Origin of the sequence: Corallococcus praedator (genome assembly GCF_003612125.1) — a bacterium.
Classification (GTDB): Bacteria; Myxococcota; Myxococcia; order Myxococcales; family Myxococcaceae; genus Corallococcus; species Corallococcus praedator.
In genome coordinates this window covers 1-18,206 of the sequence record NZ_RAWI01000011.1, presented here as the reverse complement: position 1 = coordinate 18,206, position 18,206 = coordinate 1, and the positions used below count along the sequence as shown (strand labels likewise).

Annotated in this window: 17 protein-coding genes; 16 read left to right on the top strand and 1 reads right to left on the bottom strand. The window is 67.8% G+C overall.

All coding sequences use genetic code 11. The features are described from left to right. Window positions 1-11: 11 nt before the first annotated feature. Window positions 12-2,162, bottom strand: a complete 2,151-nt coding sequence (locus D7Y13_RS02675; RefSeq protein ID WP_199732627.1) for a hypothetical protein — start codon at window positions 2,160-2,162, stop codon at window positions 12-14. Between the two features lie 425 nt (window positions 2,163-2,587). Between D7Y13_RS02675 and D7Y13_RS02670 the strand changes: the two genes are divergently transcribed. From D7Y13_RS02670 to D7Y13_RS02595, 16 genes are all read left to right on the top strand, one after another. After that, window positions 2,588-3,133, top strand: coding sequence for a histidine kinase (locus tag D7Y13_RS02670; RefSeq protein ID WP_120530924.1), 546 nt, complete (start codon window positions 2,588-2,590; stop codon window positions 3,131-3,133). A gap of 178 nt (window positions 3,134-3,311) precedes the next feature. Beyond that, window positions 3,312-4,607 carry an NADP-dependent isocitrate dehydrogenase gene (gene icd, locus D7Y13_RS02665; RefSeq protein ID WP_120530925.1) on the top strand — a complete coding sequence of 432 codons (1,296 nt, stop codon included), beginning with the start codon at window positions 3,312-3,314 and terminating at the stop codon, window positions 4,605-4,607. Between the two features lie 30 nt (window positions 4,608-4,637). Beyond that, on the top strand, window positions 4,638-5,579 hold the full coding sequence (gene mdh, locus D7Y13_RS02660) for a malate dehydrogenase (protein WP_120530926.1): 942 nt from the start codon (window positions 4,638-4,640) through the stop codon (window positions 5,577-5,579). Between the two features lie 233 nt (window positions 5,580-5,812). Further along, a complete protein-coding gene (sdhA, locus tag D7Y13_RS02655) occupies window positions 5,813-7,690 on the top strand; it encodes a succinate dehydrogenase flavoprotein subunit (protein WP_120530927.1) in 1,878 nt (625 codons plus the stop codon). Between the two features lie 90 nt (window positions 7,691-7,780). Beyond that, on the top strand, window positions 7,781-8,587 hold the full coding sequence (gene sdhB, locus D7Y13_RS02650; RefSeq protein WP_120530928.1) for a succinate dehydrogenase iron-sulfur subunit: 807 nt from the start codon (window positions 7,781-7,783) through the stop codon (window positions 8,585-8,587). A gap of 331 nt (window positions 8,588-8,918) precedes the next feature. Next, the gene (sucC, locus tag D7Y13_RS02645) at window positions 8,919-10,079 is read left to right on the top strand and encodes an ADP-forming succinate--CoA ligase subunit beta (RefSeq protein ID WP_120530929.1); all 1,161 of its coding nucleotides are present in this window, start codon (window positions 8,919-8,921) and stop codon (window positions 10,077-10,079) included. A gap of 32 nt (window positions 10,080-10,111) precedes the next feature. After that, entirely contained in the window at window positions 10,112-11,011 is a 900-nt protein-coding gene (gene sucD / locus D7Y13_RS02640; RefSeq protein WP_120530930.1) for a succinate--CoA ligase subunit alpha, read from the top strand. Window positions 11,012-11,049: 38 nt separating this feature from the next. Further along, the gene (ndk, locus tag D7Y13_RS02635; RefSeq protein ID WP_120530931.1) at window positions 11,050-11,475 is read left to right on the top strand and encodes a nucleoside-diphosphate kinase; all 426 of its coding nucleotides are present in this window, start codon (window positions 11,050-11,052) and stop codon (window positions 11,473-11,475) included. A 202-nt stretch (window positions 11,476-11,677) separates the two neighbouring features. After that, window positions 11,678-12,493, top strand: coding sequence for a siderophore-interacting protein (locus D7Y13_RS02630; protein WP_120581805.1), 816 nt, complete (start codon window positions 11,678-11,680; stop codon window positions 12,491-12,493). A gap of 89 nt (window positions 12,494-12,582) precedes the next feature. Beyond that, on the top strand, window positions 12,583-13,713 hold the full coding sequence (gene rlmN / locus D7Y13_RS02625) for a dual-specificity RNA methyltransferase RlmN (protein WP_120530933.1): 1,131 nt from the start codon (window positions 12,583-12,585) through the stop codon (window positions 13,711-13,713). 100 nt (window positions 13,714-13,813) lie between these two features. Continuing rightward, on the top strand, window positions 13,814-14,074 hold the full coding sequence (rpsP, locus tag D7Y13_RS02620) for a 30S ribosomal protein S16 (RefSeq protein ID WP_120530934.1): 261 nt from the start codon (window positions 13,814-13,816) through the stop codon (window positions 14,072-14,074). A 23-nt stretch (window positions 14,075-14,097) separates the two neighbouring features. Then, a complete protein-coding gene (locus D7Y13_RS02615; RefSeq protein ID WP_120530935.1) occupies window positions 14,098-14,382 on the top strand; it encodes a KH domain-containing protein in 285 nt (94 codons plus the stop codon). Beyond that, entirely contained in the window at window positions 14,379-14,924 is a 546-nt protein-coding gene (gene rimM, locus D7Y13_RS02610) for a ribosome maturation factor RimM (RefSeq protein WP_120530936.1), read from the top strand. The genes D7Y13_RS02615 and rimM overlap by 4 nt, the downstream gene beginning before the upstream one ends. Then, complete coding sequence (trmD, locus tag D7Y13_RS02605) at window positions 14,921-15,658, top strand: tRNA (guanosine(37)-N1)-methyltransferase TrmD (RefSeq protein WP_120530937.1); 738 nt, start codon at window positions 14,921-14,923, stop codon at window positions 15,656-15,658. Before rimM ends, trmD begins: the two co-directional genes overlap by 4 nt. A 117-nt stretch (window positions 15,659-15,775) precedes the next feature. Then, window positions 15,776-16,180, top strand: a complete 405-nt coding sequence (gene rplS / locus D7Y13_RS02600; RefSeq protein ID WP_120530938.1) for a 50S ribosomal protein L19 — start codon at window positions 15,776-15,778, stop codon at window positions 16,178-16,180. Window positions 16,181-16,278: 98 nt separating this feature from the next. Beyond that, window positions 16,279-18,183: an ATP-binding protein gene (locus tag D7Y13_RS02595; protein ID WP_120581804.1), complete on the top strand. Its 1,905-nt coding sequence runs from the start codon at window positions 16,279-16,281 to the stop codon at window positions 18,181-18,183. Window positions 18,184-18,206: the final 23 nt, after the last annotated feature.

Here is an 18,206-nt window from a genome sequence, read left to right as displayed (position 1 = left end):
GGGGTCAGTCCTCAACGGGAGTGGGCACCGCGGCGCCCGATGGTGAGTTCGCTGATGTGCTCCAGGAAGTCCGGAACGAGCTTCGAGGAGATGATCCACATGTAGGGATCCGGCCCGTCGTGCAGGCCGCACTCCTGCACGTAGCTGCCGCCTTCGTCCTCGCGCAGGTAGAGGAAGGAGGGGCGGCGGCGCGCCAGGTACCAGTTCCGGGCCGCGTCCATCAGGGCCGAATAGGCGCGCGTCCCGTCCTCGACGAGCGAGAACATGCGCGTGTTGTCGAGCAGGCGGAAGAGGTTCGCGCCCAGCTGACCCAGCTCCATCACGGCGGCGGCGTAGGGGATGCCGTGGCGGCGGGCCACGAGGATGGAGCGCTCGCGCTCCATGCCGAAGCTCTTCCACTTCTGCGTGACGGGCGTCATGTCCAGCCGGTCCCGCGTCAGGTCCAGCGATTCCACGTAGCAGGTGGGGAACTTGCGGGCGATGGTCGCGGCCAGCAGGCTCAGCTCACCGGCGGTGGCGGGGCCCACCTCGAACTCGCGGTGGTCGCGGCCGCTCAGCTCGTGGCTGAAGGCCTTCATCTTCTGGATCTTCCGCGTGAAGGCCAGGCCCGCGCCGCTCTCCATCTGGCGCTCGGCGTAGCGCACGTGCGCCTTGGCGATCCACGGGTTGAGGGCCTCCACGTAGGCAATCACCCAGTGGAAGTCCGGGTCGCTCTGCGGGTGCTCGAACGTGCGCAGGTAGATGTCGCGCATGATCTGCCCCGCCTCCTGCACCCCCGGAGGCGGCTTGCCCGGCCGCTTTGCCACCTGGTGGCCCAGCCACGCGTGGCGGTACGGCTTGGTGAAGGACAGCGTCGCCTCGATGCCGCGCTCGGACGGCCACACCGCCTGGCAGAACAGCTGCGGCACTTCCGCGGCGCGCTTGGCGAGCGACGCGAAGTTGAGCTTCAGCTCCTCGAACTCCTCCGGGGAGCTGCCACCCAGGCTGAAGAAGCCGGAGCGGTTGAACAGATCCCAGAGCTGATCCACCAGGCCTTCGCTGGTGCGCGTGGCGGGGGACATCGTCTGCGACACGAAGCGCACCCAGCGCGCCTCGTCGGACGAATAGGGCAGCACGCTCAGGCCGCACAGCACGGTGCCGTCGGCGCGCACGCCGCTGACGTAGCGGATCTCCCCGCGCACGCTGACCATCAGCCCGTCGCCCAGCTCCAACTCGATGAGGGGCGGCAGCAGGCCGGGGAACATCAGGTCCTGCGGCAGGCAGCGCACGCACAGGCCGGAGAAGGACAGGTCCAGCACCTCGCGGCGCAGCAGGCCCTGCTCGCGCCACAGCGGGTGGTGGAAGCGGGCGCGGATGCCCTCGGGGGCGGGAACGCGGCGGTGCCAGCGGTGACGGATGCGGAACAGCTGGGCGGGCAGGGTGGTGAAGAGGCGGTCGCCCTCGCCACGGCCCGTCTCCGCGCGCATGCGGTACGCGGAGTTGTAGCCGATGACGTCGATGTCGTACGCCGGGTCACCCCAGTCCGGGGTGGACTCCTCGGTGCGCCACTCCAGCTGACCGGTGGAGGCGTGGAAGCGCTCCAGCACCATGCGCACCACGCGGCCCTGGCGGCGCAGCACGCCCTTGTTCCCGGACGCGCAGATGGCGGAGAAGATGGAGCGGATCCGCTCCGGGTCCACGATGATGTCCTGCACGGGCAGCGCGGAAGCGGCCGGCTCCGCGATGCCCCGGCGCAGCGCGTCCGCCAGGAACCCCAGGATCTCCCGACCCTGCTCCACCGACACGCCCACCAGCTGCAGCCCCACCGGCGCGTGCGGCATGTCCGCGTCCGTGCGGATGAAGGCGGCGTTGAGCGGCCCGATGGTGACGCCATTGAAGGACAGGTACACGGGGAAGGTCCGGGCCTCCGACGTGTCGACCTGCGGCTCCCGGGGCGCCACCCACACCACCGTGGGGCTCAGTCGGGTCACTTCACCCAGCACCGCGTCGGGGCTGCCGAGCGCGCAGGTGATGGCCGTGGGGCCGGTGCCGTGCAGCGAATAGCCCGAGTCATCCAGGGCTGCTTCCGCGGGGGGAAGGGGAATCACGTTGCGCAGTGCATCTCCACTGCCGAATTCGATCGCGTGCTGGAACTTCGCGGACGCCGGAATCCCTCCATCCATCGTCAGGACACCCCTTCTCCGGGCAGCGTCACCAGTCATGGTCGGCGATGTTGCGAGCACAACACTTCCTCCCTGATTCAGTGAAGACGCTGACGGCTCTGGATTCTGTGACCGCATCATGGGGAGTTCGTCCGTAACAGTCAAATCGAATTTATGCACCTGGGCTGTTTTTCCGTCCCCTTGGGTGACTCACCCTGGGTCAAGATTGACCAGGGCAGGGGATAGGAAGTTCCAGGGCGGGATACGGGGTTTCCGAGGAGTATTACGTACCCGGCAAGCGCATCTTCACCGGCAAGATGGCGCATAACTGTAATCCCCCCAATACAGAAACCGAGAAACGAACACAGTCAGACGGCCGTGCAATGGACGCCTGTCGGAGGCGGCCGGTATTGTCGGCGCTCCAGGTCAAGGGTGGGGAGACGCGTATGAGCGCAGCGCTCGAGACGAACGGAAGGCCGGGGGACGGGGCGGCTGCGTCTGGCGGTCTGGAGTCGGTGGATCTGCCGGACGTCTTCCAGGTGGACGTGGCGGCTTCCGCGCGCGACGCCCTCAAGCTCCTGGGCGCGACGCGGCGGCTGCACGGCGTGGAGGTGGCGCTGGAGCTGCCCGAATATCCGGTGATGGCCCGGGTCAGTCGGCGCCGCCTGGAGCAGGTCTTCCTGTTGCTGATCGCCCACGCGGCGGACACGGCGACCCCCGAAGCCAGCACGGTGCGGGTGGTGGTGGATCCCCCGGACGACTTCGGGGAGGTGGGCCCGCGCTTCCAGGTGGTGATGCCGGGCGTGGCCCTGTCCGAGCGGGAGCTGCGCTCGGTGGTGCTGTCCCCGCTGCGGGTGGGCACCACCCAGCGGCGGCTGGCGCGCGCGCGCGAACTGGTGGACGCCATGGGCGGCGAGCTGTCGGTGGAGCGGCTGGAGACGGGAACCGGCGTGGGCATCCAGCTGCCCGCGCCCGGCCTCGCGAGCTTCTAGCCCGCGAAACCTGGGAAAAGCGGCCCAGCCTTTTTTCGACCATTGGCTGCGATAAGCGCGGCGCACCACCGGTGCGTCCAAACCCGGTGCCGCGCGGCCAAACTCCTTGACGACCGGGGGCGGGTTCCAGAGTATCCGCCGCCTCTCAATACCCGGTCCTACTCAGGAGTTTGCGTTCATGGCGCCTCCCTCTGGCGAGAAGATCACCCTTCAGAACGGCAAGTTGAACGTGCCGTCCAACCCGATCATCCCCTACATCGAGGGCGACGGCACCGGCCGCGACATCTGGAAGGCCTCGCAGGCCGTGTTCGATGCGGCGGTGGAGAAGGCCTACGGCGGCAAGAGGAAGATCTCCTGGTACGAGGTGCTGGCCGGCGAGAAGTCCTTCAAGCAGGTCAACAACTGGCTGCCGGACGAGACGGTCGAGGCCTTCCGCAGCTACCTGGTGGGCATCAAGGGCCCGCTGACGACGCCGGTGGGCGGCGGCATCCGTTCGCTGAACGTGGCGCTGCGCCAGATGCTGGACCTGTACGTCTGCCTGCGGCCGGTGCGCTACTTCAAGGGCGTGCCCAGCCCGGTGAAGCAGCCGGAGAAGGTGGACATGGTCATCTTCCGTGAGAACACGGAAGACATCTACGCGGGCATCGAGTTCGAGGCCGGCACGGACGCGGCCAAGAAGTTCCTGGGCTGGCTCAAGCAGGAGTTCCCCAAGGAAGCGAAGAAGATCCGCTTCGAGCAGAACGTGGGCGTCGGCATCAAGCCCGTGTCCCAGGAAGGCACCGAGCGCCTCGTGCGCGCCGCCATCCAGTACGCGGTGGACTTGAAGCGCAAGAGCGTGACGATCGTCCACAAGGGCAACATCATGAAGTTCACCGAAGGCGCGTTCCGCAAGTGGGCCTACGACCTGGCCACGCGCGAGTTCGGTGACAAGGTCTACACCTGGGATCAGTGGGAGGCGACCAAGGCCGCCAAGGGCGAGGACGCCGCCAACGCCGAGCAGAAGGCGGCGCTGGGCGCGGGGAAGATCCTGGTCAAGGACTCCATCGCGGACATCACCCTGCAGCAGGTGCTGACCCGTCCGGATGAGTTCGACGTCATCGCCACGCTGAACCTCAACGGCGACTACCTGTCGGACGCGCTCGCGGCGCAGGTGGGCGGCATCGGCATCGCGCCGGGCGGCAACATCAACTACGTCAGCGGCCACGCCGTCTTCGAGGCCACGCACGGCACGGCCCCGAAGTACGCGGACCTGGACAAGGTGAACCCGGGCTCGGTCATCCTCTCCGGTGAGATGATGCTGCGCCACCTGGGCTGGCACGAGGCCGCGGACCTGATCATCAAGGGCATGGACCGCGCCATCACCGCGCGCACCGTGACGTACGACTTCGCGCGTCTGATGAAGCTGGAGTCGCAGGGCGCCGTGACCGAGGTGAAGTGCTCGGAGTTCGGTCAGGCCATCATCAAGAACATGTAGTCCCCACCCGGCAAGCAAGAGGGCGAAACCATGGCGCACAAGAAGAAGAAGATCGGCCTCATCGGCGGCGGTCAGATTGGCGGCAACCTGGCCCTGCTGGCGGTCCAGAAGCAGCTCGGCGACGTCGTGCTCTACGACATCCCGGTGGCTGAAGGTCTGGTCAAGGGCAAGGCGCTGGACATCAACCAGCTGTCCGCGGTGGACGGCCTGGATTGTCGCGTCACCGGCTCCACGGACTGGAAGGACGTGGCGGGCTCGGACGTGATCATCATCACGGCCGGCGTGCCCCGCAAGCCGGGTATGACGCGCGAGGACCTGCTCGACGTCAACCTGAAGATCATGCGGGACGTGGCGGCCAACATCAAGCAGCACGCCCCCGGCGCCTTCGTGATCAACGTCGCGAACCCGCTGGACGCGATGGTGTACGCGCTCCACAAGATCGCCGGCCTGCCGGACAACATGGTCGTGGGCATGGCGGGCGTGCTGGACACCAGCCGCTTCAAGTGCTTCGTGGCGGAGGCCCTGGGCTCCTCCATCCGTGACGTGGAGGCGCTGGTGCTCGGCGGCCACGGCGACGACATGGTGCCCCTCGTGCGCCACAGCACCGTGGGCGGCGTGCCGCTCACCCAGCTCATCGCCAAGGACAAGCTGGACGCCATCATCGACCGCACCCGCAAGGGCGGCGCGGAGCTGGTGGGCCTGTACAAGACGGGCAGCGCCTACTTCGGGCCGGCCGCCTCCTCCATCGCCATGGCGGAGAGCTTCCTGTTCGACCGCAAGCGCGTCCTGCCGGCCGCGGCCATGCTCAAGGGCCAGTACGGCATCAGCGACTTCTTCTTCGGCGTCCCGGTGCAGATCGGCGCGGGCGGCGTGGAGAAGGTCATCACCGTGGAGCTGAACGACGCGGAGAAGGCCGAGCTGAAGAAGTCCTACGAGTCCGTGAAGCAGACGGTCGAACTCGTCAAGCTGTAGCCGTTTTCCGCATCGGTCGGTCAGGCCCGCCGGAATGCTGCCGGCGGGCCGCCGCCTGATGCCGTGAATGATCCGGGCTTATCGTCCGGCCCACCGTCGTTGCGGCGGTATTTTTCCAAGTTAACTAGCGTGTAGGACTCGCACTGGATGCTCGGGCGCGGGGAGGTGTCGCGAAGTGCTTTGGAGCGACCCACCGCAGGCAGGCCCGGCGTCTGGCAGTCAAGGAGACGATGATGGCGGCAGCAGCGCGATTCACGGTGGTGGGCGGCGGTCTCGCCGGGCTGATGACGACGATCAAGCTGGCGGAGGCGGGTCACCAGGTGGACGTGCTCTCGCTCGTCCCGGTCAAACGCTCGCACTCCGTCTGTGCCCAGGGCGGCATCAACGGCGCGGTCAACACGAAGGGTGAGGGTGACCACCCGGACATCCACGTGATGGACACGCTGCGCGGCGGCGACTTCCTCGCGGAGCAGACCTCCGTGAAGGGCATGTGCTACGCGGCGCCCGGCATCATCTACCTGCTGGATCGCATGGGCGTGACGTTCAACCGCACGCCGGAAGGTCTGCTCGACTTCCGCCGCTTCGGCGGCACCCTGCACAACCGCACCGCGTTCGCGGGCGCCACCACCGGCCAGCAGCTGCTGTACGCGCTGGATGAACAGGTGCGCCGCTACGAGGCGGAGGGCAAGGTCACGAAGTACGAGTACTGGGAGTGGCTGGGTACGGTGAAGGACGGCAATGGCCGCTGCATCGGCAGCGTGGCCATGGACCTGCGCACCATGGAGATCCGCACCTTCCCAGCGGAGGCGGTGTGCCTCGCGACGGGTGGTCCGGGCATCGTCTTCGGACGCTCCACCAACTCCATCATCAACACCGGCACCGCCGCGGGCCGCGCGTACATGGAAGGCGCGCTGTACGCCAACGGCGAGTTCATCCAGGTGCACCCGACCTCCATCCCGGGCGAGGACAAGCTGCGCCTGATGAGCGAGTCGGTGCGCGGCGAGGGCGGCCGCGTCTGGGTGCCGCGCAAGAAGGGCGACGTGCGCGCCCCCCGGGACATCCCGGAGTCGGAGCGCTGGTACTTCCTGGAAGAGAAGTACCCCAAGTACAAGAACCTGGTGCCTCGCGATGTCGCGACGCGCGAGATCTTCATGGTCTGCCGCGACCTGGGCCTGGGCATCGGCGGGCGCGACGGCGTGTACCTGGACGTGACGCACATCCCGGCCAAGACGCTGGATGCGAAGATCAAGGGCGTCATGGAGATCTACGAGAAGTTCGTCGGAGATGATCCGCGCCACACGCCGATGGTCATCTTCCCGGGCATGCACTACTCGATGGGCGGCCTGCACGTGTCCTTCGAGTCGGATCCGAAGACGCAGACCCCGAAGGACGGCAGCCCGGTCAACCAGACCACGCGCATCCCGGGCCTGTACGCGGCGGGCGAGGCGGACTACGCCTTCCACGGCGCGAACCGCCTGGGCGCCAACTCGCTCCTGTCGTGCATCTACTCGGGCATGATCGGCGGCCCGGCGATGGCGTCCTTCGCCAAGTCGCAGGAAGTCAGCGCGGCGGCCAGCCCGGAGAAGTACTTCAACGACGCGAAGAGCTACTGGGTGGACCGCTTCGCGACCATCAAGGCCATGAACGGCGCGGAGAACCCGTATCAGATCGCCAAGGAGCTGGGCGACGTGATGACGGAGAACTGCACCGTGGTGCGCTACAACGACCGCCTGAAGAAGACGGTGGAGCGCATCCGCGACCTGAAGGACCGCTGGAACCGCGTCAACGTGCTGGACACGGGCGTCGTCGCCAACCGCGCGCTGTCGTACACCAACCAGGTCTGGAACATGCTGGAGCTGGGCGAGGTCATCGCCACCAGCGCGCTCCTGCGCGATGAGAGCCGCGGCGCCCACTACAAGCCGGACTTCTCCCTCCCGGAGCCCGCGACGAAGGACCCGCGCCAGGATCCGAACTGGATGGAGCTGTGGAAGAAGCGCCACGAGAAGTGGGCGAAGACGACGATCGCCAGCTACGCCGCCCAGGGCCCGGAGATCACCTACCGGGACCTGCCGACGCCGGTGCTGGATCCCGAGCCGCGCTGGTACGCATAGGCGGGGCGGCAGTTTTTCCGGACCCGCGCGTGCACTCCAGCGCGGGACTCCGCTACCTGATTGGGCAGTGAAGGGAAGGGCTCGAGCACCATGGACACCGCACAGGCCAGCGCCGTCAGCACCCAGACCATCACCTTCCGCATCTGGCGGCAGGATGATCCGAACCAGCCGGGCCACTTCGACGAGTTCAAGGTCCCCTATCGCAAGGGCGCCAACGTCATCTCCTGTCTGATGGAGATCCAGCGCAACCCCGTCACCTCCGACGGCAAGAAGGTCGCCCCGGTCATCTGGGACGCCGCCTGCCTCGAAGAGGTGTGTGGCAGCTGCGCGATGAACATCAACGGCCGGGTGCGCATGGCGTGCTCCGCGCTGGTGGACAAGCTGGAGCAGCCCATCACCCTGGAGCCGATGAAGAAGTTCCCGGTGGTGCGCGACCTCACCGTGGACCGCGAGCGCATGTTCGAGGCGCTCAAGCGCGTGAAGGGGTGGATCCCCGTCGACGGTACGTACAACCTGGGCCCCGGCCCGCGCCAGTCACAGAAGGACCACTCCGTGATGTACGTGCTGTCCACGTGCATCACCTGTGGCAGCTGCCTGGAGGCGTGCCCGCAGGTGACGGTGGACAACGACTTCATCGGCGCCGCCGCCATCAGCCAGGCCCGCCTGTTCAACATGAACCCCACGGGCAAGCTCAACTCCGAGGAGCGCACGCGCGCCCTCATGGGCCCTGGCGGCATCCAGGACTGCGGCAAGGCGCAGAACTGCGTGAAGGTCTGCCCGAAGGAGATTCCGCTGACGACCTCCATCGCGGTGATGAACCGCGAGGTGAGCAAGCTGATGATCAAGGACATCTTCTTCAAGGAAGAGGAGCAGAAGGCGTCGAGCGGTCCGGGGTAGCCCTTCCCGCACGCTTGCTGGTGCTTCGCTCGCGGCCCCGTGTCAGCGTCCCCTTCGTGGGGCGCTGGGCGGGGCCGCCGTCGTTCCCGCCGCTGCGGCGCCCATGCCTGCCGGAGGGGCCCTCCACCCGGCGTGCGCCCGTGGGGCAGGGTGCTGAAGGCCGCCTCATCCACCCGGACACCGGGGGTTATGTCGGGGACGGGGCGTGTGTCCCGCGACGACGCTGGGGGCCAAACGGCCTTGCCAAGCGTCGCTTTCTGCGCAATGAGGGCCGGCGTTGACAGCCCCGATGGGGCCGTCCCCGTCTCCCCTCGTCCCACCCGGAGATTCGATGAAGATCCACGAGTACCAGGGCAAGGAACTCTTCCGGAAGTATGGCGTGCCCACGCCGCGCGGCATCCTCGCGCTCTCCCCCAACGAAGCGGAGGCCGCGGCGAAGACGCTGGCCACGCCGGTCGTCGTGGTGAAGTCGCAGATCCACGCGGGCGGCCGCGGCAAGGGCGGCGGCGTGAAGTTGGCCAAGAGCCCCGCGGAGGCCAAGGAGCTTGCCAAGCAGATGCTGGGCATGAAGCTCAAGACCATCCAGACCGGCCCGGAAGGGCAGACGGTCCACAAGGTCTACATCGAGGAAGGGCTCGCCATCGGCCAGGAGCTGTACCTGGGCGTGACGCTCGACCGCGCCTCCAGCCGCATCACCTTCATGGCGTCCCGCGAGGGCGGCGTGGAGATTGAGGAAGTGGCCGAGCACCACCCGGAGAAGATCCTCCGCGAGTCGGTGGATCCGGCGGTGGGCTTCCTGGACTTCCAGGGCCGCAAGCTGGCCTTCGGGCTGGGCCTGACGGGCCCCACGGTGAACAAGTTCGTGCAGTTCTGCTCCGCGCTCTACCGGATGTTCATCGAGACGGACGCGGCGCTCGTGGAGGTCAACCCGCTGGTCATCCTGAAGGATGGCGGCGTGGTGGCGCTCGACGCGAAAGTCACCTTCGACGAGAATGCGCTCTACCGGCACAAGGACCTGCTGGAGTACCGCGACGTCGCGGAAGAGGAGCCCCGCGAGACGCAGGCCAAGGAGTTCGACCTGGCTTACATCGCGCTGGACGGCAACATCGGCTGCATGGTGAACGGCGCGGGTCTGGCCATGGCCACCATGGACACCATCAAGCTGGTGGGCGGTGCTCCGGCCAACTTCCTGGACGTGGGCGGTGGCGCGAACAAGGAGAAGGTGACGGCGGCCTTCAAGCTCATCCTCGCGGACCCCCAGGTCAAGGCGGTGCTCGTCAACATCTTCGGCGGCATCATGAAGTGCGACGTCATCGCCGAGGGCATCATCGCGGCGGCCAAGGAAGTGCAGCTCAAGATCCCGCTCGTCGTGCGGCTTGAGGGCACCAACGTGGAGAAGGGCAAGGACCTCCTCCGCAACTCCGGGCTCGCCATCACTCCCGCGGACAACCTGCGCCAGGCGGCTGAGAAGGCCGTGGCGGCGATCCAGTAGTTCGTCGCGCACTCTTTTCCTGAAAGAACGCCATGAGCATCCTCGTCAACGAGAACACGAAGGTCCTCGTCCAGGGCATCACCGGCTCGGCGGGCTCGTTCCACGCCAAGCAGATGTTGGAGTACGGGACGAAGCTGGTGGGCGGTGTCACGCCGGGCAAGGGCGGCACCGACTTCGAGGGCAAGGTCCCCGTGTTCAACTCGGTGGCCGACGCCGTGAAGCAGTCGGGCGCGAACACGTCCGTCATCTTCGTGCCGCCGCCCTTCGCCGCCGACTCCATCATGGAGGCCGCGGACGCGGGCATCTCCCTCATCATCACCATCACCGAGGGCATCCCCGTCAACGACATGATCCGCGCCAAGCGGTACCTGCAGGGCAAGTCGGTGCGCCTCATCGGCCCGAACTGCCCGGGTGTCATCACCCCCGGCGCGAAGTGCAAGATCGGCATCATGCCGGGCCACATCCACAAGCCGGGCCGCATTGGCGTGGTGTCGCGCTCCGGCACGCTGACCTATGAGGCCGTGCACCAGCTGACGCAGCTGGGCCTGGGCCAGTCCACGGCGGTGGGCATTGGCGGCGACCCCGTCAACGGCACCGACTTCGTGGACGTGCTGAAGCTCTTCAACGCGGATCCGGAGACGGACGCGGTGATCATGATCGGTGAGATCGGCGGCAGCGCCGAAGAGGCGGGCGCGGAGTACGTGGCCCGTGAGTTCACCAAGCCGATCGCCGGCTTCATCGCCGGTCAGTCCGCGCCCCCGGGCAAGCGCATGGGCCACGCGGGCGCCATCATCTCCGGCGGCAAGGGTACGGCCGGCGAGAAGATCAAGGCGATGGAGGCTGCGGGCATCCTGATGGCCGCGAGCCCCGCCGAGCTGGGCACCACGCTGCAGGAAGTCGTCAAGCGCGGCGCCCCCAAGAAGAACCGCTAAGCAGTCATCCCCGCGAACACACACGAGGACTCAACGCCATGGCCATCGAGCGTACGCTTTCCATCATCAAGCCGGACGGGCTCAAGAAGCACGTGATCGGGAAGATCATCTCCCGCTTCGAGGAGAAGGGCCTGACGCCCGTCGCCATCCGCCTGCAGCAGCTGTCCCAGAAGGAAGCGGAAGGCTTCTACGCGGTCCACAGCGCCCGGGGTTTCTTCAAGGACCTGGTCGCCTTCATGATCTCCGGTCCGGTGGTCCTGATGGTGCTGGAGGGTGAGAACGCCGTCCTCGCCAACCGCGACCTCATGGGCGCCACGGATCCGAAGAAGGCCGAGAAGGGCACCATCCGCGCGGACTTCGCGGACAGCATCGACGCGAACACGGTGCATGGCTCGGACAGCCTGGAGAACGCGAAGAACGAGATCGCGTACTTCTTCCGCGAGACCGAGACCCAGAAGTACTAGTCGTCACGCTTCGTCCAGCCACCGCGCTGGACAGGACTTGCGGCCCGGAGCCCGCGCCCCTCACGAGGCGCAGGTCCGGGCCGTCGTCTTTTCCCAAGCCTGGACGCTCGCCCGGACAACGCTTCCATGGGCGGTATCCGGTTGCCCTCTTGGACGGTCCTTGCTACCGATAATGCAAGTCACTATCGGCAAGGAAGAACGCATGAGCGGTGGATCAGAGCGCGTGAATCGTCGGGGGCCGTTCCCGGTCAAGTTGCGGCTGCTGGAAGTGCTGCGGGTGACGCAGCTGACGCCGCACATGCTGCGGGTGACGTTGGGTGGCCCGGAGCTGGAGGGCTTCACCTCGCCCGGCGCGGACGACCATGTGAAGGTCTTCTTCGCGGAGCCCGGGGTGAAGAAGCCGAACATGCCGGTGGTGGGCCCCCATGGCCTCAGCATGCCGGAGGGGCTCGCGAAGCCCGCGTCGCGCGACTACACGCCGCGCCGGTTTGATCCGAAGGCGGGCGAGCTGGACATCGACTTCGTGCTGCATGGTGAAGGCCCCGCGTGCCAGTGGGCCGCCAACACGAAGCCCGGTGACTTCCTGGGCATTGGCGGTCCTCGCAGCACGCACGACGTGGCGGACGACTTCGACTGGTACCTGCTCGCGGGTGACCAGAGCGCGCTGCCGGCCATTGCCCGCCGCCTGGAGGAACTGCCGGCGGGGAAGCGCGCGTTCGCCTTCATCGAGGTGGCGGACGCGTCGGAGGAGCAGCGCATCGACAGCCAGGCGGACGTGCAGCTCACCTGGCTGCACCGGGGAAGCGCGGACGCGGGCACGACGAAGCACCTGGAGGATGCGCTGCGGGCGTGGACCCAGCCCCCCGGGGAGGGTTTCGTGTTCGTGGCGGGCGAGGCGACGTCGCTCAAGACCATCCGGGAACACCTGGTGGCCGAGCGCGGTCTCAACAAGGACTGGATGCGCGTGACGGGCTACTGGAAGCGCGGCGCCGCCGAGCATCACGATTCCAAGGGGTAGGCAGGGAAGGGGGCGTGCCCCTCCTTTGACTTGCCGTGCCTTGTTGTGGGAAGCACGCCCTGCTGCCTTCCGTTAGGCCTGACTGAACGATGTCTGAGTCCACCGCCACAGTCCTTCCCGTCACCGAGCCCCTGCCCGCGCCCACGCCGGCGAAGCTGGTCGACGTGGCCAGCTTGTCCAAGGAGAAGCTCGCCCTGTTCCTGAGCGAGCAGCTGGGCGAGCGCCCGTTCCGCGCCGCGCAGCTCTACCGCTGGCTGCACCAGCGGGGGGCCACGACGTTCGACGAGATGACGGACCTGTCCAAGGGCCTGCGCGAGAAGCTCAAGGTCCAGGCGGAGATCGTCCCGCTGGTGAAGGACCTGGAGCAGCGCAGCGTCGACGGGACCATCAAGTACCGCTTCAAGACGCGCGACGGGCGCTTCATCGAGTCCGTCTACATGCCGTCGGAGGACCGCAAGACGCTCTGCGTGTCCACCCAGGTGGGCTGCGCGATGGCGTGCACCTTCTGCATGACGGGCACGCTGGGCCTCAAGCGCAACCTCACGCCCGGGGAGATTGTCGCCCAGGTGCACGCGGTGAACCGCGAGGTGCGGCGCAACGAGTCCCTGGAGACGCTCCGCCCGCTCACGAACCTGGTGTTCATGGGCATGGGCGAGCCGCTGCACAACTTCGAGAACCTCAAGACGGCGCTCGCCATCCTCCAGTCGCAGGATGGGCCCAACTTCAGCCACCGTCACATCACCGTCTCCACCGTGGGCCTGGTGCCCATGATCGAACGCTTCGGTCAGGAGACGGACGTCAAGCTGGCCATCTCGCTCAACGCGAGCACGGACGAGCAGCGCAGCAAGACGATGCCCGTCAACCGCAAGTGGAACATCGCGGCGTTGCTGGACGCGTGCCGCAAGTTCCCGCTTCGCCAGGGCCGGCGCATCACCTTCGAGTACGTGCTGCTCAAGGGCTTCAACGACACCGACGAGGACGCGCACCGGCTCCGGGAGCTGCTGCGGGACATCCCGGCGAAGGTGAACCTGATCCCGTACAACGAGAACCCCGGCCTGGGGTTCCAGACCACCGGGGAGGCTCGCGCGGAGGAGTTTCGCGCCATCCTCTCCGAGGCCCACGTCGCGGCCTACATCCGCAGGAACCGGGGCCGGGACATCGCCGGCGCCTGTGGCCAGCTCGCCAACCGGGGCGAAGCGGCCGCGGAAGCCCCGACGTGACATAAGCACCCGAGCTTCCTTGACAATCCCGATGTAGGGGCGCTAAGAGCGCCCCCCTCCGCCTGTTACTGTTGAAGTCACCTGTTCGCTGGAGCGTTCCATGGCCGTTGTCCTCCGTCTTGCCCGCGCGGGCGCCAAGAAGATGCCGTACTACCACGTGGTTGCCACCGACTCGCGCAGCCCGCGCGACGGCAAGTTCCTGGAGCAGGTCGGCTCCTACGACCCCAACCACAGCCCCGCGAAGGTGCAGTTCAACGAGGAGCGCCTGGCCTACTGGATCAAGAGCGGCGCGGTGCCCTCGGAGACGGTCGCGGACCTGATCAAGACGGCGAAGAAGCAGGCCCCGGCGACCACCGCCTGAGCTCGCACCCGTCTGGACAAGACGTGGAGCCGCTGCTCACGTATCTGGCGAAGGCCCTGGTCGATCAACCGGACCAGGTCGCCCTGCGCATCTCCGAGGCGGATGGCGGCCGGCTCTATGAGCTGAAGGTCGCCCCGGAGGACGTCGGCAAGGTCATCGGTCGTGATGGGCGCACGGTGAACGCCCTCCGGACGCTGCTCACTGCCGCCGCCCAGAAGCAGGGCCAGAAGGTCCGCCTGGAGATTCTCGACGATCGGCGTGCCCCGGGTGCTCCCGTGGTGCCGCCCGCTCCGGACGACGCGCGGTGAGCGCGTCCACGTGTCTGGAGCTGGGCTACGTCGCGCGTGCGCACGGCCTGAAAGGCGAGGTGGCGGTCCGCAGCTTCGACCCCGCCTCGGAGACCCTGGGCACCGTCGATCGCGTCCGCCTGCGTCTGCGCTCCGGTGAGGAGCGCGAGATGGTGGTGGAGACCTTCCGCGGTGCGAACAAGGAAGACCTGCTGGGCTTCGAGGGCGTGGAGACGCGCGTCGCCGCCGAGGCCCTGGTGGGTGCGAAGGTGCTCGTCTACCGCGAGGACCTGGAGCCGCCCGAGGAGGGCGAGTTCTTCCAGGGCGACCTCGTGGGGCTCGCCGCCGTGGACGAGCAGGGCACCGCGCTGGGCACGGTGGAAGAGGTCTGGGCCACGGGTGAAGTTCCCAACCTGGTGATTCGCGCCAAGGGCCGTCCGGAGCTGGTGGTGCCCTTCGCGGACGAGTTCGTTCCGTCGGTGGACATCGCCGCGGGGCGCATCGTGATCCGTCCTCCCGAATACCTGGAGGTCGAAGGGCGCGACGACGGAGACGCGGGGTGAGCTACCCCGTGGAGATCCTCACGCTGTTTCCGGGGATGCTGTCCGGCTATCTGGGCGCGAGCATCCTCGGGAAGGCGCAGGAGAAGGGGCTCTTCTCCGTCACGCTCACCGACGTGCGGGACTTCGCCGTGGGCAAGCACCACGTCACCGACGACTCGCCCTACGGCGGGGGCGCCGGCATGGTGATGAAGCCCGAGCCGCTGGTGGCCGCCATCGAGGCCGCGCGCGCCCGTCTGCCCGGGGCGAAGGCGCTGCTCATGAGCCCCCGGGGCCCCGTCTTCACCCAGGCCACCGCTCGCGAGCTGGTGCGGCACGAGGCCGGGCTGATCCTCGTCTGCGGCCGGTACGAGGGCGTGGACGAGCGGGTGATGCCGTACCTGGATGGCGAGCTGTCCCTGGGCGACTTCGTCCTCACGGGCGGGGAGATCGCGGCGATGGCGGTGGTGGACGCCGTGACGCGGCTGGTGCCGGGCGTGCTGGGCAACGAGGCGTCCTCGGTGGCGGAGAGCTTCGAGGAGGGTCTGCTGGAGTACCCGCACTACACCCGGCCGCCCGTCTTCCGGGGGGTCGAGGTCCCGGCCGTCCTCCAGTCCGGCGATCACGCCAGGATCGCACGCTGGCGGCGCTGGAAGGCCATCAAGCTCACCCAGCAGCGGCGTCCCGATCTGTATTCGCGGCTGGAGTTCGGCAAGGCGGATCAGAAACTGCTCGCCAGGGGCGAGGAAGAGTTGTAACCCTGCGCGTCCTCGCGGAACCCTTCGAAGCGGGCTTGTCCGACACGGCAGTCTCTGCTAGTACGGCCCGCTCTTTCCACGCGTCCTACGCGTCAAGTTCCGCTTTTTGGAGTCGTCATGCGCCGCAGCCTCATTCAGCACGTCGAAAACAAGTTCCTGCGCCAGGACCTCACCCAGTTCCGTACGGGTGATTCCGTTCGCGTCCACTGGAAGGTCAAGGAAGGCGAGAAGGAGCGCGTGCAGGCCTTCGAGGGCGTGGTCATCCGCAAGACCAAGGGCACCAACCGCGCCACGTTCACCGTGCGCAAGATGTCCTTCGGCGTCGGCGTGGAGCGCATCTTCCCCATCCACAGCCCCCGCTACGAGAAGATCGAAGTCCTCACCCGCGGCGACGTGAACCGCAAGCGTCTCTTCTACCTCCGCGACCTGAAGGGCAAGGCCTCTCGCGTCGACGTGCAGGTGGATCCGGAGCGCGCCGCGAAGAAGGCCGCCAAGGCCGCTGCCGCCGCCCAGGGCTCGTAGGTCCAGAGAAACCCTCTCGCGGCCTTCGCGGCCGCGTGCGAGAAGGAGCGTCCGTCACTGGACGCTCCTTTTTTCGTTCGGGCTAGACTGCGCACGCCATGCACTTCGTCGAGGTCGCCATCCAGAACGTCCGCGGGTTTTCTCCCGCCGGCCGTTTCCCGTTGAAGACCGGGTACCTCATCCTCAAGCCGCCCACGGCGGACGTGTTGCCGCTGGCGGGCCTGTCGCTGTCGCTGCTGTTCTCGGACGGCCGGGGCGGTGACTCCAGCTTCGTGGGCTCGGGGGGGCGCTCCGGCAAGGCCGCGCTGACGTTCGTGGGGCAGGACGGGATGACGTACCGCGTGCTGCGTGAGCTGGGCGGTTCCGGTTCGCTGCATCGGCTCAATCCCACCACCAGCCAGCCGGAGCTGATGTCGTCGGACACGGCGGAGATCAACCAGTACCTGCGCGGCCAGGCGGGCCTGCCGCCGCGCACCACGTTCGAGCAGGTGTACTGCCTCCAACTGGTGATGCTGCCGTCGCGTCGGCCTCGCAAGGCGTCCGCCCAGGTGGCCGCGGCGAAGGCCTCCGGCAGCACGCCGTCCCTGGCGACGGCCAGCGCGGTGCGGCCCGCGGAGGATCTCCAGGCCGCCGAGGCGAAGGTGAAGGCGCTGGAGAAGGAAATCGTCGTCTCCCGCGAGGTGGATCAGCTCCAGTTCAAGGTGGACGAGCTGTCGTCGCTCATCTTCGAGGCGGACTCGAAGCTCCGGGGGGGCGAGGGCCTCAAGGAAGCCATCGTGGAGGCGGAGAAGGCCTGGCGCGCGGCGCCCTCGCCGGAGTCGCTGGGCCTGCCCCAGGACATCCTCACGCGCGTGAAGCGGCACCCGAAGGCGGTGGCGCGGCGGGACGAGGCGCTGGCGCGGCTGGAGACGGACCGCGACCCGGAGCTGGAGGACGCGGCGCTGAAGGTGCCGCCGCTCACCCAGAACCGCTACTTCTGGGGCGGCCTGGGTTCAGGCGCGTTGTTCCTGGCGCTCAGCGTGGGCCTGGGCTTCTCCAGCGTGGGCGCGCCCATGTGGCGCTACCTGGCGCTGCTCAACATCCCGGCCTTCGGCACGGCCGCCCTGATGGCGCTGCGCTACGTGGACGACCTGCAGAAGGCCACCCGCCGGGGCACCAAGGACAACCGCAAGGGCGTGCGGGAGAAGAAGATCCTCGACGAGTTCGAAGTCGATGACGCGCCGGTGCGCATGGCCATCAAGGCCCTGGATGTGGAGACGCTCGACGAGATCGCTCCCGCGCTGGAGAAGAAGGACCTGCTGGGCATCCGCCTGGGCGAGCTGCAGACGCAGCTGGAGGAGTTCGAGGCGTCCGCCGAGTACCAGGACGCCCTGCGCCAGGGGCAGGAGATGCGCGCGCAGCAGGAGGAGCTCAACGCGGAGCTGACCGCCAAGGGCACCTACGTGCGCGACCTGCGCGAGGTCGAGCGCGAGCTGGGCCGCCTGAAGGAGTCCATCGCCCTGGCCAAGGCGCCGCCGGTGCCGGTCGCGACGGCTCCAGGGCAGGCCCCTGCGCCGGTGGATCCGTTGGAGGATCCGTCCCCGGTGGTGCTGTCGCAGGCCGCGGACGTGCTCACGTCCGACCTGCTGTCGGTGCAGGCGCTGCTGAAGGATCGCTGCGTGCAGTACCTCACCGCGCTCACGGACCGTCGCTACCAGGGCGTGGAGTGGGACCGCGACGGCAACGCCTTCGCGCTCACCCAGAACAGCCGCATCCCGGTGGGCGAGCTGCCCCCCAAGGACCTGGACCTCTACTATCTGGCGCTGCGCATGACGGTGGTGGAGAAGACGTGCGCCCGGGTGAAGCGCCCCTTCCTGCTGGACGACGTGCTCACCGGCGTGGACGAGGCCAAGCTGCCCCTGGTGGCGCGCATGCTCAAGCACCTGGGCACGCTGACGCAGGTGCTGCACGTCACCGCCCACCCCGGCTTCGCCCAGATGTCGGACGGCACCGTTAACGTGTAGCCGCTGCCGGAAGTGTTGGGTGC